Origin of the sequence: Pseudonocardia sp. CA-107938 (genome assembly GCF_050936315.1) — a bacterium.
Classification (GTDB): domain Bacteria; phylum Actinomycetota; class Actinomycetes; order Mycobacteriales; family Pseudonocardiaceae; genus Pseudonocardia.
In genome coordinates, this window is the sequence record NZ_JBNJNA010000001.1 from 2,402,721 (window position 1) to 2,427,580 (window position 24,860).

Here is a 24,860-nt window from a genome sequence, read left to right on the forward strand (position 1 = left end):
CGGGGGATGGTCAGCGCAGCGGTTCGCCCGCCGACCCCTCGCGGGCCGGATCGGTAAACCAGTAGTAGCGCGCCACGCCATCACCCTAGCGCAGTCGTCATCCTGATCTCGGTGTCACCCGGGCCGAGTCGCCGGCCGTCGGCCGAGCGCACCTCGACCGTCGCGACGGGTCGGTGCTGCTCCTTGTCGACGAGCCGGGCGCGCACCTCGTCCGGGGCGAAGAAGTGCTGGTCGCCCCACTGCCGCAGCGCGGCGAGCACGGGGAACAGGCCGAGCCCCTTCTCGGTGAGCTCGTACTCGTGGTGCCGGCTGCCGTCCGCGGCCGGGACGGTGCGCAGGATGTCGTGCGCCACCAGGGTCTGCAGGCGCGCGGAGAGGATGTTCTTCGCCAGCCCGAGGCTCTTCTGGAACTGGCCGAAGCGGCGCAGCCCGTCGAACGCGTCCCGGACGATCAGCAGCGACCAGCCGTCGCCGATCACGTCGAGCGGGCGCGCGATGGCGCAGCTCTCGTCCTGGTGGCTCGTGCGCTTGACCACGCCGCCCGCCCTTCGCGGTTGCATGTTGAAACCATGACTTGCTACGGTCCGATGGTAGCAAGTTGCAACCAAGGGGGACGGGATGTCGGTCACGACCACGCGCCGGGTCTCGCCGGTGCCGTTCGCCGTCGCGGCCGGCCTCGCGGTCGCCGACGTCTACTACGCGTCCCCGCTGCTCGCGACGATGGCCGCCGAGTTCCGGGTCGAGGAGTCGGCGATCGGCGCCGTCGTGACCGTCACGCAGGTCGGCTACGCGCTCGGCCTCGCACTGGTGGCGCCGCTGGGCGACCGGCTCGACCGGCGCCGGCTGGTCGGGGCGCAGTCGGGGCTGATGGCGGTCGCGCTGCTGGCCGTCGCGCTCGCCCCGAGCATCGGGGTGCTGCTGGTCGCGCTGTCCGCGGTCGGCGTGCTCGCGGTGCTGGCGCAGGTGCTCGTCGCAGCCGCGGCGAGCCTGGCCGACCCAGGCGACCGCGGACGCGTGGTCGGCGTCGTGACCAGCGGGATCGTGCTTGGCATTCTGCTGGCACGCACGGTCGCCGGGGCACTGGCCGAGGTCGCGGGCTGGCGCTCGGTGTACCTGGTGTCCGCCGTCGCGACGCTGCTCGTCGGCGCGGTGCTGCTGCGGACCGTGCCGCACTCGCGCCCGTCGGGGATCCCGTACCCGCGGCTCGTCGTCTCCACGCTCCGGCTGTTCGCCGAGGTCCCGGTGCTGCGGGCACGGGCGGCGCTGGCGTTCCTGGTCTTCATGGCGCTGAACGTGCTGCTGGCACCGATGGTGCTCGAACTGGCCGCGCACGGGCTCTCCACCGGCGAGATCGGCCTGTTCGGGCTCGCCGGCGTCGCGGGCGTGCTCGGCGCCACCCGTGCGGGCCGGCGCGCCGACCAGCGGGTCACGCTCATCGGGCTGCTGGTGATGCTCGTGGCCTGGCTTCCGGTCGCCCTGCTGCCGTGGTCGCTCGCCGGGCTCGTCGTCGGCGTGCTGCTGTTCGACTACGGGCTGCAGTCCGTGCACGTCGCGAGCCAGGGCCTGATCTACCGCACGCGGCCCGAGGCGCAGAGCCGGCTCACCGCCGCCTACATGCTGCTCTACTCCGCCGGCTCCGCCGTCGGAGCCATCACCGCGACCGCCGTCCACGCCGCCGCCGGATGGACCGGCGTGTCCGTCCTCGGCGCCGCGGTCATCGCCACCGCCCTGCTGCTCTGGGCGCTCACCCGAGGGAGGACCCCATGATCCGCCACCGCACCGTCGACGTCGACGGGCTGCCGATCCACTACCGCGAGGCGGGCACACCGGGCAACCCGGTGCTCCTGCTCCTGCACGGCTTCCCGGCGTCGTCGTTCATGTTCCGCGACCTGATGCCGCTGCTCGCCGACCGCTTCCACCTGGTCGTGCCCGACTACCCCGGCTTCGGCCACAGCGCCCTCCCCGACGGGTTCGACTTCACCTTCGAGGGGCTCACCGACGCCGTCGAGGCGTTCACCGAGCGGCTCGACCTCCCGAGCTTCGGGCTGTACCTGCAGGACTTCGGCGGCCCTGTCGGGTTCCGGCTGGCCACCCGGAAGCCCGAGCGCGTCGAGTTCCTCGTGGTGCAGAACGCCAACGCGTACGAGGAGGGCCTCCCGGACGGCTTCTGGGCGACGCCGCGGCAGGTGTGGGCCGACCCGTCACCGGCCAACCGGACCGCCCTGCGCGAGGCGGCCATGAACGACCAGGTGCTGGAGTGGAACTACACGCACGGCACCGTCGACCCGTCCGCGATCAGCCCGGACAGCTGGGTCCTGCAGAAGGCGCTGCTGGACCGGCCGGGCAACCGGGACGCGATGCTCGACCTGCTCGTCGACTACCGCAGCAACCCGCCGCTCTACCCGCAGTGGCAGGCGTACCTCCGCGCCCACCGCCCGCCCACGCTGATCGTGTGGGGCCGGAACGACGAGATCTTCCCCGCCTCCGGCGCGCGCGCCTACCTGCGCGACCTGCCCGACGCCGAGCTGCACCTGCTCGACACCGGCCACTTCGCCCTGGAGGACCACGCCGACGTGATCGCCGAGCACATCCGGCGGTTCGCAGCTCAGCCGATCAGCTCCACGAGGTGACCGAGGAACGCGCGCACCGCGGGCGGGAGCGTGCGTCGGGCCATCGACTGGATCTGGACGCTGCGGCGGCGCAGCTCGGAGTTGCGGATCGGCACCAGCACCATGCCGTCGGACGCGAGTGACCTCCGTACCGTCAGCGGGCCGACCAGCGTCACCCCGCCGCGCAGGGCGGCGAAGGCCTGCAGCGCGCCCGAGTAGTTGGTGACGAACGCCGGCTCGACGACCAGCCCCTCCAGCGCCACGCAGATGTCGAACAGCTGGCGGATCGTCGTCTCCTCTGTGGGCAGCGCCAGCGGGTACGCCGCCAGCTCCGCGAGGTCGACGTCGGGCTGCCCGGCCAGCGGATGGTCGGCCGGCATCAGCGCGCAGATGGGCTGCGGCTGCGAGAACTGCACCTCGATGTCCTTCTCCGGCGCGAGGCTGTAGGTGATCGCCAGATCCACGGTGCCGTCGCGCACCTGCTGCGTCGCGGCGGCCGGGCCGCCGACATTCAACCGGAATCGCACGCCGGGGTAGGTCCCGCGGAACGTCATGATCGCCTCGGGAATGAGCTCCCGCGCGAATCCCTCCGAACTGGCGAGCTTCACGGTCGTGTGTTCGAGCGCGCGCACGCCGTGCACTTCGGCGAGCACCTGGTCCGCGTCGAGCCGGCTGCGCCGTGCGTACGCCGCGAGGATCTCGCCGGCCTCGGACAGTGCCATGCCGCGCGGCCTGCGCTCGAACAGCGGCGCGCCCACGTCGTGCTCCAGCTTGGCGATCTGCCGGCTGATCGCCGACGTCGCCACGTGCAGGCGCTCGGAGGCCTCGGTGATCGAGCCGGTGCGCGCGACCTCGAGGAAGTAGCGCAACGCGATCGGCAGCAGGTTCACCGGCGGATCCTAACCGTTGCCGCACCGGCAACTCAGCGTGCGAAAACGTGCAATTGTCGTGCGGTATCGCCGTCCATAAGCTCCCCGGAAACGTTTCCGGCTGCCGGGAGAATGATGTCGAGATCCGTCGCCGTCGCGCAGTCCGTCGAATACCTCGATTCCGGCGCCTTCCGCGCGGATCTCGCCCGCCGGGTCGCCTACCCGACGGAGAGCCGTGATCCCCGGCGCGCCGCGGTGCTGCACGCCTACCTGGCCGACGAGATGGTTCCCGCCGCCGAACGGCTCGGCTGCACCGCCCGCATCGTCGATGACAGTGCCGACACCGACCTGCCGTTCCTCGTCGCGCACCGGCACGAGGCGGACGACCTGCCGACGGTGCTCGTCTACGGCCACGCCGACGTCGTCATGGGTGACGCAGAGCGGTGGCGGCCGGACCTGGACCCGTGGCGCGTCGATGCCGACGGGGAACGCTGGTACGGCCGCGGGACGGCCGACAACAAGGGCCAGCACAGCGTGAACCTGGCCGCGCTGGAGCAGGTGCTGCGGGTGCGCGGCCGGCTCGGCTTCAACCTCAAGATCATCTTGGAGACGGGCGAGGAGGTGGGCTCGCCGGGGCTGCGCGAGCTCTGCGTGCGCCTGGCCGACGAGCTCGCCGCCGACGTGCTCGTCGCCTCCGACGGGCCGCGGGTATCGGCCGAGCGTCCGACGCTCTTCCTCGGCTCGCGCGGCGCCACCCCGTTCACGCTGCGGGTGGATCTGCGGGAGGGCGCCCACCACTCCGGCAACTGGGGTGGGCTGCTGCGCAACCCGGCGACCGTGCTCGCCAACGCGCTCGCCACGATCGTCGACGGCCGGGGCCGCATCCTGGTGCCGGCGCTGCGCCCGCCGGCGATCCCCGACAACGTCCGGGCCGCGCTCGCCGACCTCACGGTGGGCGGCGACCCCGGCGATCCGGTGATCGACGATGGGTGGGGCGAGCCCGGCCTCACCCCGGCCGAGCGGCTCGTCGGCTGGAACACGGTCGAGGTGCTGTCGCTCGCCGCGGGCAACCCGGACACACCCGTCGGCGCCATCCCGGGCACGGCGCACGCGCACTGCCAGCTGCGCTCGGTGGTCGGCACGGACGTCGACAAGCTCGAGATCGTCCTGCGCGAACACCTCGCCGCGCACGGCTTCGGCATGGTCGACGTGCAGGTCGGCGCGACGATGCGGGCCACCCGCACCGACCCGGACGACCCGTGGGTGCGGTGGGCGCTGGCCTCGATGGCCGCGACCACGGGCACGCGGCCCGCCCTGCTGCCCAACCTCGGCGGCAGCATCCCCAACGAGGCCTTCGCCGACGTGCTCGGGCTCGTCACCCTCTGGATCCCGCACTCCTACCCCGGCTGTTCCCAGCACGCCCCGGACGAGCACCTGCTGACCACGGTCGCGCGGGAGGGCCTCGCGATCATGGCCGGCCTGTTCTGGGACCTCGGCGAGAACCCACCCTCCAGGAGGCAGGCATGACCACCGCCCCGGCTGCGCCGACCGTCGCGAACCCGCGTCGGGTGATCGTCGCCGCGTCGATCGGCAACGCGCTCGAGTGGTTCGACGTCCTGGTCTACGGCTTCTTCGCCGCGACGATCTCGAAGCTGTTCTTCCCCAACGACGACGAGACGGTCTCGCTGCTGCTCGCGCTCGGCACGTTCGCCGTCGCGTACGTGGTGCGGCCCATCGGCGGGCTGGTGCTCGGCGCGTACGCCGACCGCGCCGGGCGCAAGGCGGCCCTGATGCTGTCGATCCGGCTGATGATGCTCGGCACGCTGCTGATCGCGATCATGCCGCCGTACGCGCAGATCGGGCTCGTCGCGCCGATCGTCATCCTCGCCGCGCGCCTGGTCCAGGGGTTCTCGGCCGGCGGCGAGTTCGGCAGCGCCACCGCGTTCCTCGTCGAGCACCACCCCGAGCGGCGCGGTTTCATGGCGAGCTGGCAGTTCGCCAGCCAGGGCCTGGCGACGCTGCTCGCGTCCCTGTTCGGCACCGTATTGACCAGCACGCTCACCGACGCGCAGCTGGAGTCGTGGGGGTGGCGCATCCCGTTCTTCTTCGGGCTGCTCATCGGCCCGGTCGGCTACTACATCCGCCGCTACGTCGACGAGTCCGCCGAGTTCGTCGCCACCGCGGACGCCGAGCGCGCGCCGGTGCAGGACACGTTCCGCCGCCACTGGGGGCGCATGCTCGTCGCGATCGGCGCGCTCGCCGTCTCCACCGCGATCAGCTACCTGATCACGTACATGCCGACGTTCGCCGTGAAGGACCTGCACCTGCCCGCCTCGACGGGATTCGCGTCGACGCTGCTCACCGGGATCGTCCTGACCGGCCTCACGCCCGTCGTCGGCCACCTGTCGGACCGGTTCGGCCGCACCCGGATCATGCTGGCCTTCGGCGTCGCCATCCTGCTGCTGATGTACCCGAGCTTCGCGTTCCTCGTCGCCGCACCCGGGTTCGCCGTGATCCTGGCCGTGATGTTCCTGGTGGGCGTGCTGAAGTCGGGCTACTTCGCGCCGCTGCCCGCGATGCTCGCCGACCTCTTCCCGGTCACGAGCCGCGCCACCGGCATGGCCGTGAGCTACAACGTGGGCGTGCTGGTGTTCGGCGGCACGACGCCGCTGGTCATCGCCTGGCTCGTCGCGGCGACGGGCGACAAGCTCGCCCTGACCTGGTACCTGATGGCACTTGCCGTCCTGAGCCTGGTGTCGGTCGCGATCGCCCGGCGGAGGCTCGGCATCACCTGATTACCGTTGCGGCCATGGAGCTGCGCCAGTTGCGCTACGTCGTGACGGTGGCGGAGGAGCGGCACTTCGGGCTCGCCGCAGCGCGGCTGCACATCGGTCAACCCGCCGTCAGCCAGCAGATCCGCCGGCTGGAGCGCGAGCTGGGCGTCGAGCTGTTCGACCGGTCGCCCCGCCACGTGCGGCTCACCGAGGCCGGTGTGCGGTTCGTCGTCGCGGCTCGGGAGGTGCTGGCAGCGGCCGACCGCGCCCGCGCGGCCGCCACGGGCGAGGTGCAGCCGCTCCGGCTGGGCACCGCGTCCGGCCTCGGCGCGCAGCTCGACGACGTGCTGGAACGGCTCGCGGTCCCGGTCGAGCTGGAGGCGGTGCCGCCCGCCGCCCGGCTCGAGCGCCTGCTGGCCGGGGGCATCGACGCCGCCTTCCTCCGTGGCCCGGCGCCCGACCCGCGGCTGCGGGCCATCGCCACCTGGACCGACGAGCTGCTGGTCGCGCTGCCCGCCCGGCACCCGGCCGCCGCCGGATCGGCCGTCGCGCTGCGCGACCTCGCGGAGCTGCCGTTGCGCATCGTCGAGCGCCGGTTCAACCCGGCACTGGTCGACCTCGTCGCTGCGGCCTGCCACGACGCCGGGTTCGAACCGGTGCTGTCGTCGGGTCGCGGGCCGCTCGAGGAGACGATGGCGATCATCGGGTCCGGGGCGGGTGCCTGGACGGTCGTGTTCGCGACGCAGGCGGTCGTCATGGCCCGACCCCGCGTGCGCTTCCTGCCCGCGCTGCCCGCGCTGTGCCTGCCGACGTCGCTGGTCGTGCGCGCGGACCACCCCACCCCGCACGTCGACGCGCTGCTGCGAGCGATCGACGACGGTGATCGCAGCAGGTCCTGATCACGTCTGGTTCGCGGGCCCGCGCGGGGGTCGGATGAAGGGGTCAGGAACACCGATCACCAGGGAGAACCCCGATGCCCGTCGTCACCGTCCAGCAGGGCCCGCGCACCCCGGAGCTGCGCCGTGCGCTCGTCGCGAAGATCACCGAGGCGTTCGTCGACGCACTCGCGGTGCCCGCAGAGAGCGTCCAGGTGTGGATCCACGAGGTCCCGACCGACGCGTGGGGCGTCGCCGGGAAGCTGCAGTCCGACCGGTAGAGGACCTACGCTCGGCTCATGCGAGTCGCGCTGGCCCAGATCGCCTCCACCGCCGATCCCGCCCACAACCTCTCGCTGGTGCGGGACGGGATTCGCGAGGCGGCTGCGGCCGGCGCGGCGCTCGTCGTGTTCCCCGAGGGCACGATGTGCGCGTTCGGCAACCCGCTCGGCCCGGTCGCGGAGCCCCTCGACGGGCCATGGGCCGACGCCGTGCGCGCCGCCGCCGCGGACGCCGGGATCACGGCCGTCGTCGGCATGTTCACCCCCGCCGACGAGGGCCGCGTGCACAACACGCTGCTCGCCACCGGGCCGGACGTGGAGGCGTCCTACGACAAGATCCACCTCTTCGACGCGTTCGGCTTCGCCGAGTCACGCACGGTCGCGCCGGGCGCCAAGCCCGTCGCGATCACCGTCGACGGCGTGCAGGTCGGCCTCGCCACCTGCTACGACGTGCGGTTCCCCGCCCTGTTCCAGCTGCTCGCGGCCGACGGCGCGCAGGTGGTCGTGCTGCCGGCGTCGTGGGGCGACGGTCCGGGGAAGCGCGAGCAGTGGGACCTGCTGGTCCGCGCCCGCGCACTCGACTCCACCGCGTACGTCGTGGCGTGCGACCAGGCCGACCCGCGCACCGTGGGGCGCGACCCGGGGGGTGCGCCCTGCGGGATCGGGGCGAGCCTGGTGGCCGGACCGCTCGGCCAGGTCGTCACGCAGATCGGCCGCGAACCCGGCCTGGCGCTCGCCGACCTGGACCCGGCCGCTGTGGAAGCTGCCCGACGAACGGTCCCGGTGCTGGCCAACCGCCGGATCTGACGCTCACGGGTCAGCCCCCGGCCGCCGCCACCTGCTCGTCGATCGCGCGGGCCAGCGTCACGTCCAGCTCGGTGATGCCGCCCGCGCTGTGCGTCGAGCAGCGGAACGTCAGCGTGCGCCAGCGGATGTCGATGTCCGGGTGGTGGTCGGCCTGTTCGGCGACGTCGGCGACGCGGTCCACGACCGAGATCGCGGCCGGGAAGCTCGGCAGCTGCGCGGTGCGCACGAGCGAGTCGCCGTCGCGCGTCCACGCGGTCAGCGTGCCGAGGGCGTCCGTGATGGCGTCGTCGTCCAGCAGGTTCGGCATGCCGCCATCCTGCCGGTTCGACGCGTCAGGCGTCGCGGCGGAGCATGCGCCCGACCGTCACCCCGCCGCCGATCGCGACGTAGCAGAGCGCCCGCAGCGACGACTCCACCAGGTCCTCGAACGGCAGGGGGTCGCGCAGCACGTCGGCGCCCGCGCTCCAGCCCGTCGTGAGCAGGTAGGGGCGGATCCACTGCAGGGCCGGGATCGCCGCCAGCACCCCGAACACGATCAACCCGCCCAGCACCGACGCCAGCACCACCAGCGGGTGCTCGGTGAACGCCGAGATCGCCAGCGCCACCGCGCCCACCGCGACGAGCTGCCCGACCGTCCACGCGACGGCCAGCCCGACCCGGCCGAGCGCGTCACCGAAACCCACCGTCGAGCCGGAGAGGGTGACCAGCTGCCCGTCCGCCCAGCCGACGATCACGAGCCCGGCGAGGATGCCGAACACGGCGATCACCAGCGTGGCCAGCACCGCCACCACCAGCACGCCGAACGCCTTCATCGCCACCAGGCGCAGCCGCCCCACGGGCGCGACGAGCAGGCCGCGCAGCGTGCCCGCCGCGCTCTCCCCGGCCAGCGCGTCGGCCGCCGACATGGCCACGGCCAGCGGCAGCAGCAGGGTCAACGCCACCATCAGCGACGTGACCGGCAGCACCAGCCCGTTGCCCGCCACCGCGCCGATCAGTCCCGGACCCGGACCGTCGGCCTGGTCCGCGACGGCCACCCCGATCGCGATCAGCACCGGCACCAGCGCGAACACCACCAGGAACGCGATCGTGCGCGGCCGCCGCAGCGCCCACCGCACCTCCGCCGCGAGCAACCGGCCCAGCGGCGCCCGGACGACCGGCCCTGCCGCGAGGGTCCCAGCGCTCACGACCCGTCCTCCGTCAACTGCGCGAACAGCTCCTCCAGGTTGGTGCGCCGCCGCCGCGCCTCGTGCACCGGGATCCCGGCCCGCACCAGCAGCGCGATGACCTCCGGCGCCGGCGGCCCGTCCTCCCCGACGACGACGGCCGGTTCAGCGCTCTCCGCCCGGTAGGCGGTGGCGCCGGTGGCCCGCAGCGCGCGTACGGCCCCGTCCACCTCCGGGGTGACGACGACGAGCCCACCCGTGCCCGACGCGAGCAGCGCGGAGAGCTCACCCGTCGCGACCAGCCCGCCTGCCTGCAGCACGGCGACGTGCGTGCACGTGGCCTCCACCTCCGCCAGCAGGTGCGACGACACGATCACCGTCGCACCGCCCGCGTGCAGCTCGCCGATGATGCGGCGCACGTCGCGGGTGCCGGCGGGATCGAGCCCGTTCGTGGGCTCGTCGAGCACGACCAGCCGGCGCGGCACCAGCAGCGCCGCGGCCAGGCCCAGCCGCTGCTTCATGCCGAGCGAGTAGCCGCGGTAGCGGCGGTCCGCCGCGGCGGCGAGCCCGACCCGCTCCAGCACCGCCGCGACCCGCCCGCGGGCGTCCCGCGACGGCAGCAGCGGCTCGGCCGCCGCCATGCGGGCGAGGTTCTCCCGGCCGGAGAGGAACGGGTGGAACCCCGGACCCTCGACCAGTGCACCGACGTGCGGCAACGCCCGATCCGCCGCCGCCGGCACCGGATGGCCGAGCAACTCCACGGTGCCCGCGGTGGGCCGGGTCAGGCCCAGCAGCATCCGGATCAGCGTCGTCTTGCCGGAACCGTTCGGCCCGAGCATGCCCAGCACCGAACCGGCCGGCACCTCCAGGTCGATCCCGTCGACGGCGACCGTGGCCCCGAAGACCTTCCGCAGCGCGCACACCCGGGCCGCGGGCGCGGCCGCGACGCCGGCCAGCGGGTGTTCCACCGTGCCGGCCGTCATCGTCGGCCCGTTCACTTCGTCAGCGCCTCCGTCAACACCTGTTCCGGCACCGCGCCGGCGGCCACCCGGCCGTCGTCGGCGACCAGGACCGAGCCGACGGCGGAGGTGATCAGCCGCCCGGAGCCCCACGCGCCGCTGACCGGCGTGCCGAGCTTGTCCGGATCCGGTCGACCTTCCTGGTGCTGGCCCGGCGTGCGCTGGGCAATGTAGACCGTGTCCCAGCCGTCGCCCACAGTGCGCGTCGGAACGTTCGGCGCGCCGGGTGCGGGGTTCCGCACGGAGGCGCCCGGCGGCGGGGTGAACGTGAAGAGCTTCGGATCCTGCGGCCCGAACGCGATGTCGGTGAACCCGAGCCGCAGTGCCGGATCGGCCGACCCGTTGGCCAGCACCACCAGCCGCAACGGCACCCGCTTGTCCGCGTCGACGGCGATACGGATCTCGCGCAGCAGCGTCCGCTCGGTGGGCTGCGGCGCCAGCACCAGCTCGTAGGCGGGCCGGCCCGCGACCTCCGCGGTGCCGTCCACCGACAGGGTGCTCGAGGGGCTCAGCCGGTCGATGACCTCCGCGGCCACCCGCTTGGGATCGGCGCCCGGCTGCTGATCGTGGTTGGCGTCGGCGCGTCCGGTGACGACCTCGCGGGTCCGCGAGTCCCACGCCCAGAACGTGGTGCCGTCCGTGACGACGGTGCGTTCGCCGTCGGGGGCGGGCAGCTGCAGCCGCCCCTGGTGCTCCCCGCCGGACCACACACGGGCGCGGGTGGTGCCGTTGCCGATCTCGGGCATGCCGGGCAACACCGGAAGGCCCAGCGCGTTGTCCGCCTCCACGGACCCGTTGAACGGGCCCGGCTTCGCCTCCAGCACCGAACGCACCAGCTCCTGCGGGCTCACCGGCGGCAGCACCGGCGCGGCTCCGGCCCCGGCCGGGACGGCCAGCAACCCGAGCCCGACGAGCCCGGCGACGGCGATGCCGGTCGCCACGGAGCGTCCTGTCATGCGTGCGTGCCTCCCGGGGGGCGGCGAGCCGGCGGGGTGGGTGGGGCGAGCCATGGGTGAAGCGTGACCCATTGTCGCTGAGAGTGTTCTGAGGTGCGCGGTTCCGGGTGCCGGTAGCGTCCCATCCCGTCATGGCACGCGTACTGGTGGTCGACGACGAGCCCGGGATCCGCACGGCGGTCGCCCGCGGGCTGACTGCCGAGGGCATGGAGGTGGTCGCCCTCGGCGACGGCCGTGCTGCCCTCGACGCGGCCCTGACCGGCGGTTTCGACGCGATCGTGCTCGACATCATCCTTCCCGGCCTGTCCGGCTACCGGGTGCTGGAAGGGATGCGGGCGGCCGGCGTCGACACCCCGGTGCTGCTGGTGTCGGCGAAGGACGGCGAGTTCGACCAGGCCGACGGTCTCGACCTCGGCGCCGACGGGTACCTCGTCAAGCCGTTCGCGTTCGTCGTGCTGGTCGCGCAGCTGAAGGCGATCCTGCGCCGGCGCGACGCGGCGATGGGCCGCAGCGGGCAGCGGGTGCGGCTCGGGCCGCTCGTCGTCGATCCCGTCTCCCGCTCGGTGAGCTGGGAGGGCGAGACGATCGAGCTGTCGCCGCGCGAGTTCGCGCTGCTGCACACCCTGGCCAGCCGACCCGACACCGCCGTCGCCAAGGACGACCTCCTGCGCATGGTGTGGGGCGACGAGCAGGCCGCCAGCCGCAACGTCGTCGAGGTGTACGTCGGCTACGTCCGGCGCAAGCTCGACGCCGTCGGTGCCGGGCACGTCCTCAAGACCGTGCGCGGGTACGGGTACCTCGTCGGCACCCCATGAGCAGGTTCGGCGCCCTCACCGACTGGTGGGCGCACCGGTCGTTGCGCACCCGCATCACGCTGGTGGTGGGGATCGTGGCGCTGGTGGCGCTGACCGCGCTGTCGCGGCTGGGCGGGAGCCTGCTGGTCACCACGGTGGTCAGCGCGGCGGACGTGGAGCTGGAGGCGAAGGCGGAGTCGGTCGCCGAGTCGGTGCGCGCCGGCGTCGACCCGGCTGAGGTGCGGATCGCCGGTGTCCGCGTGGTCGACGTCGCGGGCCGGCCGGTCGACGGCGGTGCTGCGCTGCCGCTGTCGGACGCGCAGGTGCGCCGGATCGCGGGCGGCGAGGCGCTGTCCACCGGCGATGCCACCGATCTGCGGCGCTGGCTGGGCCGGTCCACGGTCGGGCCGGACGGCGTGGTGCGGATCGTGGTCGCGACGGCCGATCTCGTCGGCTCGTCGACGATATTGGCGAACGCGGCCGGCTGGTTCCTCGTCGGTGCGCTGCTCGCCGCGTGCGTGGTGGCGTTGGCGGCGTGGTCGGCGACGCGGGCCGCGCTGCGACCAGTCGACCGCCTGCGCGCGGCCGCGGCCGGCCTGCCGCCGGGTGCGCGGCTGCCCGTCCCGCCGGCGGACGACGAGCTGCGCGCGCTCGCCGAGGAGATCAACCTGCTGCTGGCCCGCCGCGACGACGCCGCCGCCCGGCTCGAACGGTTCACCGGCGACGCGGCGCACGAGCTGCGGTCGCCGGTCGCGGCGATCCGAGCGCAGGCCGAGGTCGCGGTGGCCCACCCCGACCCGGCGCTCACCGGCGAGACGCTGCAGTCCATCGCCGACGAGGCCGCGCGGCTGTCCAGCCTGCTCTCCGCCCTCCTCGCGCTCACGCGGGCCGACTCGGGGCAGCGGCCGCCCGCGCAGCCCGTCGACCTGGTGGCGGCCGCGCGTTCCGCCATCGACCGCGCAAGCTCCTCCGCCGCCGAGGACGCGCCCGCGCTGACGCTGGCCGCGCCGACCCCGGCCGTCGTGGCCGCCACCGCGTCCGAGGTCGCGCTGGTGCTGGACAACCTGATCGGCAACGCGTCGCGGCACGCTGCCACCGTCGTCCGGGTCGGGGTGCTGCCGGCGGGGCGGTGGGTGCGCCTCGTCGTCGAGGACGACGGGAAGGGCATCGCCCCCGCCGACCGCCGCCGCGTCTTCGACCGCTTCGTCCGGCTCAACCCGGAGGCCGGCGGCGGCGCGGGGCTCGGCCTCGCGCTCGTCGCGGCGCTGGTGCACGGCCGCGGTGGGACGGTCTCGGCAGGGGAAGCGGGCTCGGGGGGCGCGCGCTTCGAGGTGCGGTGGCCGTCCCCGTGATCGTCGTCGGCACTGCGCTCGTGCGGGACGGGCGGCTGCTCGTCGCCCAGCGGACCCGCCCGCCCGAGCTGGCCGGGCTGTGGGAGCTGCCCGGCGGCCGGGTGGAGGCGGGGGAGTCGGAGGCCGCGGCCGTGGTGCGGGAGTGCCGCGAGGAGCTCGGCGCCGAGGTCCGGGTGACGGGCAGGCTGGGCCCGGACCTCCCGCTCCCGACCGGGGTGCTGCGCGTGCACGCCGCCGAGCTGGTGGTGGGCAGTCCGGAGCCGAAGGCGCTGGAGCACGCGGCCCTGCGCTGGATCGGCCCGGCCGAGCTGGACGCGCTGGACTGGGTGGCGGTGGACCGCGCCCTGGTCCCGGATCTGCGGCCGCTGTTGCGTTGATCATGGGCAAAACGTCGTCGAACAAGATCGACCAGCAACGTTTTGCCCATGATCAACGCCAACTCGCGGGAGCCGATCCGGCCCCACGTCCGTCCAACCCGGCATGACGAACCTCGACGAGCTGCTCGCCCGCCAACGCGGCCTGCTCACCCGCGCCCAGCTGCTCGCCGCCGGCGTGCCGGCCTCCCACATCGACGGGCGCGTTCGCGCCCGCGTGTGGACCCCGGTGCTGCCCCGCACCTACCTCGTCCACCCGGGCCTGCCCGATGACGAGCTGCGCGTGCGGGCGGCCGTGCTGTGGGCCGGCGCCGATGCCGCGCTGGCCGGGTTGGCGGCTGCCTGGTGGCTGGGGCTCGTGTCGACGCCGCCCACCCAGGTGCGGGTCGTGACGCCGCACAGGGCGCGGGCGCTGCGCCGCGCGGAGGTCGTCGCGGACGTCGCCCGGCCGGTCTGGGTGGTCGAGGTGCGCGAGGTCCGGGTGACCGCGCCGCTCGACACGCTCGTCGATGCGGCCCTCGAGCTGGGCGCCGCAGGGGTCGCGCTGCTCCGTGATCTTCGACACAAGGAAGTCGGGCGCAACTCTCCGTATGGTGCAAGAATCGCTGACCACCGCGTTGTGGCCCGCTCCGTCGGCGTGCGGCCCGGATGAGCCGCTGCTCACCTCCGCGGTGCTGCTCGACGTGCCCGGGCTACCGTGTGTCGTGAGCATTTCCACCATCGCGGACACCGCGGAACGGACTCGCGGCGACCGCGAGGCGGGTGCCGGCCTCCGCAACGTCGCCATCGTCGCGCACGTCGACCACGGCAAGACCACCCTCGTCGACGCCATGCTGCGCGAGTCGGGCGCCATCGCCACCCGCGGGCCTGCCGTCGACCGGGTCATGGACTCCGGCGACCTCGAGCGCGAGAAGGGCATCACCATCCTCGCCAAGCACACGGCCGTGCGCTGGCAGGGGATGACGCTCAACGTCGTCGACACGCCGGGCCACGCCGACTTCGGTGGCGAGGTCGAGCGCGGCCTCTCCATGGTCGACGGCGTCGTGCTGCTGGTCGACGCGAGCGAGGGCCCGCTGCCGCAGACCCGCTTCGTGCTGCGCAAGACGCTGGCCGCCGGCCTGCCCGTCGTGCTGGTCGTGAACAAGACCGACCGGCCGGACGCGCGCATCGCCGAGGTCGTCGACGAGAGCCTCGAGCTGCTGCTGGAGCTGGCCGACGAGCTCGGTCTCGACGAGGACACCACGGCCCAGCTGCTGGACCTGCCGGTCGTCTACGCGTCCGGGCGCGCCGGGCGCGCGTCGCGGCTGCGGCCCGCCGACGGCGACATGCCCGGCGACGCCGGCCTGGAGGCGCTGTTCGACGTGATCGCCGAGGCGGTCCCGCCGCCCGCCGACGACCCCGACGCGCCGCTGCAGGCCCACGTCACGAACCTCGACGCCAGCACGTTCCTCGGCCGCATCGCGCTCTGCCGCGTGCGCGCCGGCGTGCTGCGCCGGGGCCAGCAGGTCGCGTGGTGCACCGCCGACGGCGGCACCACCCGCGTCAAGATCACCGAGCTGCTGCGCACCGAGGGCCTGGAGCGGGTGCCGGCCGAGGAGGCCCGCGCGGGCGACCTGGTCGCGGTCGCCGGCATCCCCGAGGTCATGATCGGCGACACGCTGGCCGACCCGGAGAACCCGGTGCCGCTGCCGCGCATCCACGTCGATGAGCCGGCCATCTCGGTCACCATCGGCATCAACACCTCGCCGCTCGTCGGCCGCGACCCGCACCCGGGCACCAAGCTCACCGCCCGCCAGGTGAAGGGCCGGCTCGACACCGAGCTCGTCGGCAACGTCAGCATCCGGGTGCTGCCCACCGAGCGTCCGGACGCGTGGGAGGTGCAGGGCCGCGGCGAGCTGGCGCTGGCCGTGCTCGTCGAGACGATGCGCCGCGAGGGCTTCGAGATGACCGTCGGCAAGCCCGAGGTCGTCACCAAGGTCATCGACGGCAAGGTGCACGAGCCGTTCGAGCAGCTCTCGGCAGACGTGCCCGTCGACAACCTGGGCGCCGTCACCCAGCTGCTGGCCGGTCGCAAGGGCGAGCTCGTGCAGATGGTGCACGGCGACACCCGCGTCCGGCTGGACTACCGGGTGCCCTCGCGCGGCCTGATCGGCTTCCGCACCGAGTTCCTCACGATCACCCGGGGTGCCGGCATCGCCAGCCACGTCTTCGACGGGTACGGCCCGTGGGTGGGCGAGATCCGGGCGCGCCTGCGCGGCTCGCTGATCGCCGACCGCACCGGCCCCACCACGGCGTACGCCATCGACCAGCTCTCGGACCGCGGCACGATGTTCGTCGGCCCCGGCACGATGGTCTACGCCGGCATGGTCGTGGGCGAGTACACGCGCGCGGAGGACCTCGAGGTCAACATCGTGCGCGAGAAGAAGCTCACGAACATCCGGTCGTCGAACGCCGACAACTTCGTCAAGCTGACCCCGCCCACGCTGCTCAGCCTGGAGCAGTCGCTGGAGTTCTGCGCCAACGACGAGTGCGTCGAGGTCACCCCGGAGTCGGTGCGCATCCGCAAGGTGGAGCTCGACTCGCACCTGCGCGCCCGGGCCCGCGCCCGCGCCCGCTCGGCCGGCTGAGCGACGTCACACACCTGCGGGCCCGTTCACACACGTTCGAACGTGTGTGAACGGGCCCAGCGGTGTGTGACGTCGTTTGCGGTGAACCCCGGAAACCTGTGCCGGGGCGCCTGGTGAAGGATGGACGGTCCGCGGGTCGGTCCGGGCCGGACCGCGTCCTCGGGAGGTGATCGTGGGCCGCCGGACGTGGATCGTCCTGCTCGCACTCGTCGCGCTGCTGGCGGCGGGGTGCACCAACGAGCCCGTCCCGCGGCCGGCGCCGACCACCCCGACCCCGACAGTGACGCCGACGCCGCCGCCCGGGAAACCGTCGGAGCTGGTCGTCGGCGTGGGGGACCTGCCGGGCGGGTTCAACCCGCACCTCCTCGCGGACGTCTCGCCGATCACCCAGGCGCTGTCGACACTCGTGCTGCCCTCGGTCTTCCGGGTCGACAGCGCCGGAACCCCGCAGCTGGACCGCACCGTCGCCACCAGCGCGACGGTCACGTCGACCGCCCCGTTCACGGTCAGCTACGAGCTGAACCTCGAGGCGTCGTGGTCGACGAACGCGCCGATCGCGGCCGAGGACTTCGTCTACCTGTGGGAGCGGATGCGGGCCGACCCGGGCGTCGCCGACGCCGCGGGCTACCGGCTCATCACCGCGGTCCGGTCGCGGGCCGGCGGCAAGGCCGTCGACGTCGAGTTCGCCAAGCCCTACCCGGCGTGGCAGCACCTGTTCTCCGGGCTGCTGCCGGCGCACCTGCTGAAGGACGCCCCCGGCTCGTGGGTCGGCGCCCTGCGCAACGGCCTGCCGGCATCCGGCGGCCCGTTCAAGGTCAACACGGTCGACCGCGGCCGCGGCGAGGTCGTGCTCGTGCGCAACGACGTCTACTGGGACACCCCGACGGGCGTCGACCAGCTGGTGCTGCGCCGCCTCGACCCGGAGGGCATCGCCACCGGCATCGGGTCGGGCGACATCGACCTCGCGGTGGCGGCCGCCGAGCCAGCCCTGCGCACCGCGCTGGTGGACCTGCAGCCCGCCCCGCACACCCAGCCCGTGCCGCGCGCCGAGGTCGTCACGCTCGGCCTGCGCACGGACAACGGCCCGCTGCGCGCCCGGGCGGCCCGGCAGGCCGTCGCCGGCCTCGTCGACCGGGAGGCGGTGCGGGCAGCCGTCGCACCCGAGGCGCTGGCCGCCGACGCGTTCGGCCGCGCGCCGTCCCAGCCCGGGTACAGCCCGTCCGCCCCGCCGCGGCCGGATGGCGCCGCCGTCACCGCGCTGCTGCAGCAGGCCGGCTGGACGCGGGCGGGCCCCTCCGCCCCCTGGACGGTGAACGGCGTGCCCGTGCGGCTCACGATCGGCGCGGGCGCCGAGCGCCCGCTGGACCAGCGCGTGGCCGCCGTCGTCGCCCAGCAGCTGACGGCCGCCGGGATCTCGACGACGGTCGTGGCCCCGCCCGCCGTCGACCTGTTCGGCGCCGCGACGGTCCCCGCGACCCCGCCGTCCCCGTCCCCGACGGCCGCCCCGACCGCCACCCCGGCGTCGACCCCGACCAGCTCGCCCACCACCACTGCAGCAGCGCCCGCCGCCGGCGTCGCCGTGGACCTGATGGTGCTGCCCCGGCCGGCGGGCGCCGACCCCGCGACGGCCATCGCGTCGGAGTTCGGCTGCGTCACCGGTGATCCGACCGGTGCCGAGGAGGCGCCCGGTCCGACCGGGTTCTGCCAGCCGCTGCTCGACCCGCTCCTGGACGAGCTGATGTCCGCCGATCCCCGGCCGAGCACGGCGGCGGTGGTGGAAAAGGAGCTGTGGGCGCAGGCGGCCGAGCTGCCGTTGTTCCAGCCGGTGGGGCTCGTCGTGAGCACTCCGGCGGCCGACGCGGCCACCGCGATCGGGCCCGGTCCGCTGCTGACGGGACCGCTGACGGGGGCGCAACGCTGGCGCGCCCTCCCGTCGTGATCGGCTGGCCCGTTCGGCGCAGCCGCCAGATCACCCTTTGGTCACGATCACAATTACCGGCTACCACGCAGTAGCAAGTCGTTTCTACCGTCCCCTGGTTGTCCGCGCACCGATCGATCACATGAGCCGGTGCGCAGCGGGGTGGGAGCGGCGGTCCGACCTGGACGCCGACGACGAAGAGAGTTCAGAGGAAACACATGAGGAGATCGCGCACGGGCTTTGCCGTGGTCGCCCTGGGCGCCGCGGCAGCGATGGTGCTCTCGGGCTGTGCCCAGCGGAGCAACCAGGGAGGCGGCCCCCAGAACACCGCGCCTGCGGTGGGTCTGCCGGAGACGGCGCCCATCCCGGTGGTGCCGGGCAAGCCCGGCGGCGTGTTCCGCCTCGGGATCACCGAGCCGACGGCGATCGACAGCTTCAACGTGCAGGAGTCGGAGGGGCAGGCGGTCGCGGGTGCGATCTACACCCCGCTCGTCACGCTGGAGCCGAACGGGGACGTCAAGCCCGGGGTGGCCACGGACTGGTCGCAGAACGCCGACTGCAGCGTGTGGACGTTCAACCTCAAGCCCAACACGCACTTCTCCAACGGGGAGGTCGTCGACGCCGCCGCGTTCAAGCGCGGCTGGATGCGCGCCATCGCCCCGAACTCCGGGTCCGAGGTCAACTACCACCTCGACGAGATCCAGGGCTACAACGAGTTCCAGGCCGGCACCGCGACCGACCTGACCGGTGTGAACGCCACCAACCCGAACCAGCTGGTCGTCACGCTGACGAAGCCGGACTGCGAGTTCAACCTGCGCACGGCGCACGTCGTGTCGAGCCCGGTGCCCAGCAAGGTCGGCGCCACCACGGACTCCAACTACACCGACGCCCCGATCGGCAACGGGCCGTTCAAGATCGACGGCAAGTGGAACCACGACCGCGGCATCCGCCTGGTCCGCAACGACGCCTACGACGCCGGTCAGAAGCCGTACCTCGACGCCATCGAGTTCACGATCCTGAACCCGACGAACGGCGTCCAGCTGGAGAGCGACGGGTTCCACAACGGCACGTTCGACTGGGCCCGCATGCCGGTTCCGCTCATCCAGCAGAACCGCGCCGACTTCGAGCCGCAGGGCAAGTGGCTGTCGAAGAAGACCAACGGCATGAACATGTTCATGGTCATGAACGAGACCGCGCCGTTGAACTCGGTCGACGCCCGTAAGGCGGTCTCGATGGCCATCGACCGCGCCGCGATCGCCCAGGGCGTGTTCAAGGGCGCCCAGGCGCCCGCCGACTCGCTCGTCCCGGCGGTCTTCCCCGACGCCTACCAGCCCGGCGTGTGTGACGCGTGCAAGTACGACCCGGCCAAGGCGAAGGAGCTCGCCGCCAAGGCGGGGCTGACCCCGGGCAAGGAGCTCAACCTGTCGTTCAACACCGGCGCCGGTCACGAGGAGTGGACCGCCGCGGTGCGCCAGCAGCTGGAGACCAACCTCGGTCTGAAGATCAACTACAAGGGTGCGCCGTTCACCGACCACCTCAACAACCAGGAGGCCAAGGGCGCGTCGGGGCTCTTCCGCTACGCGTGGGGTGCCGACTACCCGACCCCGGGCAACTACCTGATCCCGCTGCTGGCCACGTCCTCGATCAAGCCCGACGCCGAGGGCAAGGTCACCGGCAACAACTACGGCCGCTACAGCAACCCGGAGTTCGACGCGCTGGTCGCCAAGGCGGCCGCGACGAAGGACAAGGCCGAGCGCAACAACCTGTGGAAGCAGGCCGAGCAGATCGCCATCGGGCGTGACCTCGCGACGATGCCGCTGTTCGCGCGCCAGCAGTTCCGCCTGGTCGACAACAGCAAGTGGGGCAACGTCAACATGGACTTCCAGGAGAACCCGACCTTCGAGTCGATCTTCCAGAAGTAGTCATGGCGCGGGCCGGCGGCTCCGGCGATCCCGGAGCCGCCGGCCTTCGTCGTGGGGAGGAACACCATGGGAAAGTTCATCGTCCGCCGCGTCGGCCAGGCGATCCTGGTCGTGCTGGCCACGACGCTGCTGGTCTACATCGCCACGTTCGCCCTCGGTGATCCGTTCGCCTCCACCGGCGACCGGCAGGTGCCGCCGGAGGTCGCCGCCGCCAACCGCGCGCTGTTCGGCCTCGACAAGCCGCTGTGGCAGCAGTACCTCACCTACCTCGGCCACATCGTCACCGGTGACCTGGGGATCGACTACGACCAGAAGCGCCCGGTCGCGGAGATGATCGGCGCTGCCCTGCCCGCCACCGTGCGGCTCGCGCTGGTCGCGATCGTCATCGACATCATCATCGGCGTGACCGTCGGCATCATCGCCGCGGTCAAGCGGTACTCGTTCGCCGACGTGCTCGTCACGGTGGTCTCCACGGTCGCCATCGGGTTGCCGACGTTCGTGATCGGCATCGTGCTGCTGGCCTACCTCGCGGGGGTCGGGCCGTTCCCGGTGGTGCCGCGCAGCTTCGCCACCGAGGTGCCCTGGTACCAGGAGGTGCTGCTGCCGGCGTTCACCCTCGCCATCGTCGACGCGGCGTTCGTCGCCCGCCTGATGCGCGGCTCGATGCTGGAGGTGCTGCGCGCCGACTACATCCGCACGGCCCGCGCGAAGGGCCTCGCGGAGCGCACCGTGATCGGCAAGCACGCGCTGCGCAACTCGATCATCCCGGTCGTCACCTACCTCGGGGTCTCGCTCGGCGTGCTCATGGGCGGGGCGCTGATCACGGAGACGATCTTCCAGTACAACGGTGTCGGGTACCTCCTCTTCCGGTCCATCGCGGGCAACAACGTGCCGGTCATCGCGGCGGTCGTGATCTTCAGCGTGCTGGCCTTCGTCGTGCTGTCGCTGATCGTCGACATCCTGTACGCCTACCTGGATCCGCGGATCCGGCTGAACTGACGTCCCGCCCACCACCACCACCTCGAGGCGATCCCTCATGACGAGCCTTCCTCCGCCGACCGGCGGATCCGGCGACCAGATGACGGCGCTCGTCGTCGCGCCGGCCGACCCCACCCAGGAGCAGGAGCCGACCAGGGCGCAGGGGCAGTTCCGCGACATCTGGACCCGCTACAAGCGCAACAGGCTCGCCCTGATCGGGCTGGTCGGAGTGATCCTGCTGGTGCTGCTGGCCATCTTCGAGCCGTTCATCACCCCCTACGACCCGTTCGAGCAGAACCTGCTCAACACCACGGCGCCACCGAGCGCCGACCACCTGTTCGGCACCGACGTGCTGGGCCGCGACATGTTCTCCGCGCTCATCTACGGCACCCGGCTCGCCGTGATCGTCGGGCTCGGCACGATGCTGATGTCGCTGATCGTCGGGGTGGCGCTCGGGGCGCTGGCCGGCTTCTCGCGCGGCCTGACCGACTCGGTCATCATGCGCTTCACCGACATCTTCCTCGCGTTCCCGCTGCTCGTGGGCGCCATCGTGGTGGTGCGCGCGTTCGGCTCCGGGGTGCTGCCCGTGGTGATCGCGCTCGTGATCTTCAGCTGGCCCACGTCCGCGCGGCTGATGCGCGGCCAGACGCTCGCGCTGCGCGAGAGCGAGTACGTGGAGGCGGCGCGCTCGATCGGCGCCTCCAACGCGCGCATCGTGACCCGGCACATCCTGCCCAACGCCATCGCGCCCGTCGTCGTGTACGCGTTCACCAGCGTGGGCGTCGTCATCGTCGCGATGGCGTCGCTGTCGTTCCTCGGTGTCGGGGTGCCGGCCGACGTGCCCGAGTGGGGCCGCATGATCTCGCAGGCGTACTCGTTCATCCGGGTGCCGGACAAGCAGCACCTGTGGATCTTCCCCGCGCTGGCCATCGTGTTCACGACGCTCGCGTTCGCGTTCGTCGCCGACGGTCTCCGCGACGCGCTCGACCCCAAGCTGCGCGGGGGGCACTGAGATGCCTGAGCTGGTGCAACCCCACGAGGACGTCCTCGCCGACACCGGCGCCGCCTCGGCTGAGCGGGTGCTCGAGGTGCGCGACCTGCGCGTGCACTTCGACACGCCCGCCGGCACCGTCAAGGCCGTCGACGGCGTCAGCTGGCACGTCGACGCCGGCGAGACGCTCGCGATCGTGGGCGAGTCGGGATCGGGCAAGTCCGTCTCGGCGATGACGATCCTCGGCCTGGTGCCGAGCCCGCCCGCCACGTTCCCCAGCGGGGAGGTGCTGCTGCGCGGCCGCTCGCTGCTGGACCTGCCGGAGGCGCAGCAGCGCAAGCTGCGCGGCAACGACATCGCGATGATCTTCCAGGACCCGCTGACGGCCCTGAACCCGGTGTTCCGGGTGGGTGACCAGATCGCCGAGATGGTGCGCGTGCACCAGAAGGTGAGCAAGGCGGCGGCGAACAAGAAGGCCGTCGACCTGCTCGCCGAGGTCGGCATCCCGAACCCGAACACCCGCGCCCGGCAGTACCCGCACGAGTTCTCCGGCGGCATGCGGCAGCGCGCGATGATCGCGATGGCGCTCGCCAACGACCCGACGGTGCTGCTCGCCGACGAGCCGACGACCGCGCTCGACGTCACCGTGCAGGCGCAGATCATGCAGCTGCTCGTGGAGCTGCAGGAGCGCCGCAACACCGCGATCGTGCTGATCACGCACGACCTCGGGCTCGTGGCGAGCCACGCCGACCGCATCGCCGTCATGTACGCGGGCCGGATCGTGGAGACCGGCCGGACCGACGAGATCTTCGCTGCGCCGCGGCACGCCTACACCTACGGCCTGCTGTCCAGCCTCGCCCGCATGGACCACGCCCGGCCGGCCAAGCTGGAGCCGATCCCGGGCCAGCCGCCGAGCCTGTCGCGGGTGCCGCGGGGGTGCGCGTTCCACCCGCGCTGCGCGTTCGCCACCGACGCGTGCCGCGACGACGTGCCCGAGCTGCTGCCCATGGCGCCGGGATCCGACCACCGGCACGCCTGCGTCCACCCCGACGCCGTCGCCGCGGCGCTGGCGGCGCCCAAGGAGGTCGCGCCGTCGGCCGAGCGCTCGGCGACCACGGGCAAGGCGCCCGTCGTCGAGGTGACCGACCTGGTCAAGCACTTCCCCATCCGCGCCGGGCTGCTCGTCTCCCGGACGGTGGGGGCGGTGCAGGCCGTCAACGGGTTGTCGTTAGGGATCGAGCCCGGTACGACGCTGTCGCTCGTCGGCGAGTCCGGCTGCGGCAAGTCGACGGCCGCCCGCGCGATCCTGCGCCTGCACGAGCCCACGTCGGGCAGGGTGCAGATCGGTGGGCTGGACGTCACCGCGCTCGGCGGGCGCGAGCTGCGCAAGGCCCGGGAGGACATGCAGATCGTCTTCCAGGACCCGTACGCGTCGCTGAACCCGCGGCTGACGATCCGCCAGATCCTCACCGAGAAGTACCGCCTGCTCGGCGGGGAGCTCACCAAGGACACCATCCCGGACCTGCTCGACACCGTCGGGCTCTCGGCGGAGTACGCCGACCGCTACCCGCACGAGTTCTCCGGCGGGCAGCGCCAGCGCGTCGGCATCGCCCGCGCGATCGCGCTCAACCCGAAGTTCGTGGTGCTCGACGAGCCGGTGTCGGCCCTGGACGTGTCGATCCAGGCGCAGATCCTCAACCTGCTGGAGAACCTGCAGGACGAGTTCGGGCTCACCTACCTGTTCATCGCGCACGACCTGTCGGTGGTGCGGCACATCTCCGACCGGGTCGCAGTGATGTACCTCGGGCAGATCGTCGAGATCGCCGACCGCGACGACCTCTTCGAGCACCCGCAGCACCCGTACACGCAGGCGCTGATCTCGGCCGTGCCGATCCCGGACCCGGAGGTGGAGCGGGTCAGGGAACGCATCGTGCTGACGGGCGACGTGCCGAGCCCGGCGAACCCGCCGAGCGGCTGCCGCTTCCGCACCCGCTGCTGGAAGCACCTCGAGCTGTCGGAGTCGGACAAGCAGCGGTGCATCACCGAGCCGCCCCCGCTGCGCAGCACGGGCGCCGAGCGACACGACGTCGCGTGCCACTTCGCGGGAGTGCGGGAGGTACTGCACGCGTGAGCCTGCACCACGTCGAGCTGTGGGTCCCGGACCTGGAGCGGGCGGTGGCGGAGTGGGGCTGGCTCCTCGGTGAGCTCGGCTGGACGCCGTTCCAGGACTGGCCGGCGGGGCGCAGCTGGTGCAGCGGCGACGTCTACGTCGTCGTCGAGGCCTCGTCCGCGGTGACGGGCCCGCACGACCGGATGCGGGCCGGGCTCAACCACCTCGCGTTCCACGGCGGCGACCGGGCAGCCGTGGACGCGCTGGCCGCGGCCGCGCCGGAGCACGGCTGGACACCGCTGTTCGCCGACCGCTACCCGTGGGCCGGCGGGCCGGACCACTACGCGGCTTACCTGGAGAACGCGGACGGCTTCGAGGTCGAGGTCGTCGCCCAGGGACTCGTCGAGAACGACGTTGCGGTTGATTGAATCGATTCATTTT

24 protein-coding genes are annotated in these 24,860 nt (G+C 73.0%); 18 read left to right on the forward strand and 6 right to left on the reverse strand.

Going from position 1 to position 24,860, the window contains the following annotated elements:
• Positions 1–80: 80 nt before the first annotated feature.
• Complete coding sequence (locus tag ACQEVB_RS12155; RefSeq protein ID WP_432969122.1) at positions 81–560, reverse strand: winged helix-turn-helix transcriptional regulator; 480 nt, start codon at positions 558–560, stop codon at positions 81–83.
• A gap of 58 nt (positions 561–618) precedes the next feature.
• Here ACQEVB_RS12155 and ACQEVB_RS12160 point away from each other — a divergent pair, with 58 nt between their 5' ends.
• Both ACQEVB_RS12160 and ACQEVB_RS12165 read left to right on the forward strand, forming a co-directional pair.
• Positions 619–1,767, forward strand: a complete 1,149-nt coding sequence (locus ACQEVB_RS12160) for an MFS transporter (protein WP_432969125.1) — start codon at positions 619–621, stop codon at positions 1,765–1,767.
• A complete protein-coding gene (locus tag ACQEVB_RS12165; protein ID WP_432969128.1) occupies positions 1,764–2,630 on the forward strand; it encodes an alpha/beta fold hydrolase in 867 nt (288 codons plus the stop codon). The genes ACQEVB_RS12160 and ACQEVB_RS12165 overlap by 4 nt, the downstream gene beginning before the upstream one ends.
• On the opposite strand, the gene ACQEVB_RS12170 is transcribed toward ACQEVB_RS12165, so the two are convergent.
• A complete protein-coding gene (locus ACQEVB_RS12170) occupies positions 2,606–3,499 on the reverse strand; it encodes a LysR family transcriptional regulator (protein ID WP_432969131.1) in 894 nt (297 codons plus the stop codon). The two genes, ACQEVB_RS12165 and ACQEVB_RS12170, sit on opposite strands and share 25 nt — an antisense overlap.
• 114 nt (positions 3,500–3,613) lie before the next feature.
• On the opposite strand from ACQEVB_RS12170, the gene ACQEVB_RS12175 reads away from it, so the two are divergent.
• The 5 genes from ACQEVB_RS12175 to ACQEVB_RS12195 all read left to right on the forward strand — a co-directional run bounded on the left by ACQEVB_RS12175 (position 3,614) and on the right by ACQEVB_RS12195 (position 8,215).
• A complete protein-coding gene (locus ACQEVB_RS12175) occupies positions 3,614–5,005 on the forward strand; it encodes a M20 family metallopeptidase (RefSeq protein WP_432969134.1) in 1,392 nt (463 codons plus the stop codon).
• Complete coding sequence (locus ACQEVB_RS12180) at positions 5,002–6,273, forward strand: MFS transporter (RefSeq protein WP_432969137.1); 1,272 nt, start codon at positions 5,002–5,004, stop codon at positions 6,271–6,273. Before ACQEVB_RS12175 ends, ACQEVB_RS12180 begins: the two co-directional genes overlap by 4 nt.
• Before the next feature lie 14 nt (positions 6,274–6,287).
• Entirely contained in the window at positions 6,288–7,151 is an 864-nt protein-coding gene (locus tag ACQEVB_RS12185) for a LysR family transcriptional regulator (RefSeq protein WP_432969140.1), read from the forward strand.
• A 74-nt stretch (positions 7,152–7,225) separates the two neighbouring features.
• The gene (gene dmpI, locus ACQEVB_RS12190; RefSeq protein WP_432969143.1) at positions 7,226–7,408 is read left to right on the forward strand and encodes a 4-oxalocrotonate tautomerase DmpI; all 183 of its coding nucleotides are present in this window, start codon (positions 7,226–7,228) and stop codon (positions 7,406–7,408) included.
• Between the two features lie 18 nt (positions 7,409–7,426).
• Complete coding sequence (locus ACQEVB_RS12195; protein WP_432969146.1) at positions 7,427–8,215, forward strand: carbon-nitrogen hydrolase family protein; 789 nt, start codon at positions 7,427–7,429, stop codon at positions 8,213–8,215.
• Between the two features lie 10 nt (positions 8,216–8,225).
• Here ACQEVB_RS12195 and ACQEVB_RS12200 read toward each other — a convergent pair whose 3' ends face one another.
• From ACQEVB_RS12200 to ACQEVB_RS12215, 4 genes are read right to left on the reverse strand one after another with little or no spacing between them, the layout of a single operon-like run.
• A complete protein-coding gene (locus tag ACQEVB_RS12200) occupies positions 8,226–8,522 on the reverse strand; it encodes a 4a-hydroxytetrahydrobiopterin dehydratase (RefSeq protein ID WP_432969149.1) in 297 nt (98 codons plus the stop codon).
• A gap of 25 nt (positions 8,523–8,547) precedes the next feature.
• Entirely contained in the window at positions 8,548–9,399 is an 852-nt protein-coding gene (locus tag ACQEVB_RS12205; RefSeq protein WP_432969152.1) for an ABC transporter permease, read from the reverse strand.
• Positions 9,396–10,361, reverse strand: a complete 966-nt coding sequence (locus ACQEVB_RS12210) for an ABC transporter ATP-binding protein (protein ID WP_432980310.1) — start codon at positions 10,359–10,361, stop codon at positions 9,396–9,398. The genes ACQEVB_RS12205 and ACQEVB_RS12210 overlap by 4 nt, the downstream gene beginning before the upstream one ends.
• Before the next feature lie 11 nt (positions 10,362–10,372).
• Positions 10,373–11,353: a LolA family protein gene (locus ACQEVB_RS12215; protein WP_432969155.1), complete on the reverse strand. Its 981-nt coding sequence runs from the start codon at positions 11,351–11,353 to the stop codon at positions 10,373–10,375.
• Between the two features lie 131 nt (positions 11,354–11,484).
• Here ACQEVB_RS12215 and ACQEVB_RS12220 point away from each other — a divergent pair, with 131 nt between their 5' ends.
• The 11 genes from ACQEVB_RS12220 (at position 11,485) to ACQEVB_RS12270 (ending at position 24,847) form a co-directional block, all read left to right on the forward strand.
• Positions 11,485–12,168, forward strand: a complete 684-nt coding sequence (locus ACQEVB_RS12220; RefSeq protein ID WP_432969158.1) for a response regulator transcription factor — start codon at positions 11,485–11,487, stop codon at positions 12,166–12,168.
• On the forward strand, positions 12,165–13,499 hold the full coding sequence (locus ACQEVB_RS12225) for a sensor histidine kinase (RefSeq protein WP_432969161.1): 1,335 nt from the start codon (positions 12,165–12,167) through the stop codon (positions 13,497–13,499). The genes ACQEVB_RS12220 and ACQEVB_RS12225 overlap by 4 nt, the downstream gene beginning before the upstream one ends.
• Positions 13,484–13,876 carry a (deoxy)nucleoside triphosphate pyrophosphohydrolase gene (locus tag ACQEVB_RS12230; RefSeq protein ID WP_432969164.1) on the forward strand — a complete coding sequence of 131 codons (393 nt, stop codon included), beginning with the start codon at positions 13,484–13,486 and terminating at the stop codon, positions 13,874–13,876. Before ACQEVB_RS12225 ends, ACQEVB_RS12230 begins: the two co-directional genes overlap by 16 nt.
• Before the next feature lie 103 nt (positions 13,877–13,979).
• Positions 13,980–14,525, forward strand: coding sequence for a hypothetical protein (locus tag ACQEVB_RS12235; RefSeq protein WP_432969167.1), 546 nt, complete (start codon positions 13,980–13,982; stop codon positions 14,523–14,525).
• Positions 14,526–14,583: 58 nt separating this feature from the next.
• Positions 14,584–16,500 carry a translational GTPase TypA gene (gene typA, locus ACQEVB_RS12240; RefSeq protein WP_432980313.1) on the forward strand — a complete coding sequence of 639 codons (1,917 nt, stop codon included), beginning with the start codon at positions 14,584–14,586 and terminating at the stop codon, positions 16,498–16,500.
• Between the two features lie 172 nt (positions 16,501–16,672).
• Positions 16,673–18,439: an ABC transporter substrate-binding protein gene (locus ACQEVB_RS12245; protein WP_432969170.1), complete on the forward strand. Its 1,767-nt coding sequence runs from the start codon at positions 16,673–16,675 to the stop codon at positions 18,437–18,439.
• Between the two features lie 197 nt (positions 18,440–18,636).
• The gene (locus ACQEVB_RS12250) at positions 18,637–20,340 is read left to right on the forward strand and encodes a peptide ABC transporter substrate-binding protein (RefSeq protein ID WP_432969174.1); all 1,704 of its coding nucleotides are present in this window, start codon (positions 18,637–18,639) and stop codon (positions 20,338–20,340) included.
• A 66-nt stretch (positions 20,341–20,406) separates the two neighbouring features.
• Entirely contained in the window at positions 20,407–21,339 is a 933-nt protein-coding gene (locus ACQEVB_RS12255; RefSeq protein WP_432969177.1) for an ABC transporter permease, read from the forward strand.
• A gap of 37 nt (positions 21,340–21,376) precedes the next feature.
• The gene (locus tag ACQEVB_RS12260; protein WP_432969180.1) at positions 21,377–22,330 is read left to right on the forward strand and encodes an ABC transporter permease; all 954 of its coding nucleotides are present in this window, start codon (positions 21,377–21,379) and stop codon (positions 22,328–22,330) included.
• A 1-nt stretch (position 22,331) separates the two neighbouring features.
• On the forward strand, positions 22,332–24,440 hold the full coding sequence (locus tag ACQEVB_RS12265) for an ABC transporter ATP-binding protein (protein ID WP_432969183.1): 2,109 nt from the start codon (positions 22,332–22,334) through the stop codon (positions 24,438–24,440).
• The gene (locus tag ACQEVB_RS12270; protein ID WP_432969186.1) at positions 24,437–24,847 is read left to right on the forward strand and encodes a VOC family protein; all 411 of its coding nucleotides are present in this window, start codon (positions 24,437–24,439) and stop codon (positions 24,845–24,847) included. Before ACQEVB_RS12265 ends, ACQEVB_RS12270 begins: the two co-directional genes overlap by 4 nt.
• Positions 24,848–24,860 lie beyond the last annotated feature (13 nt).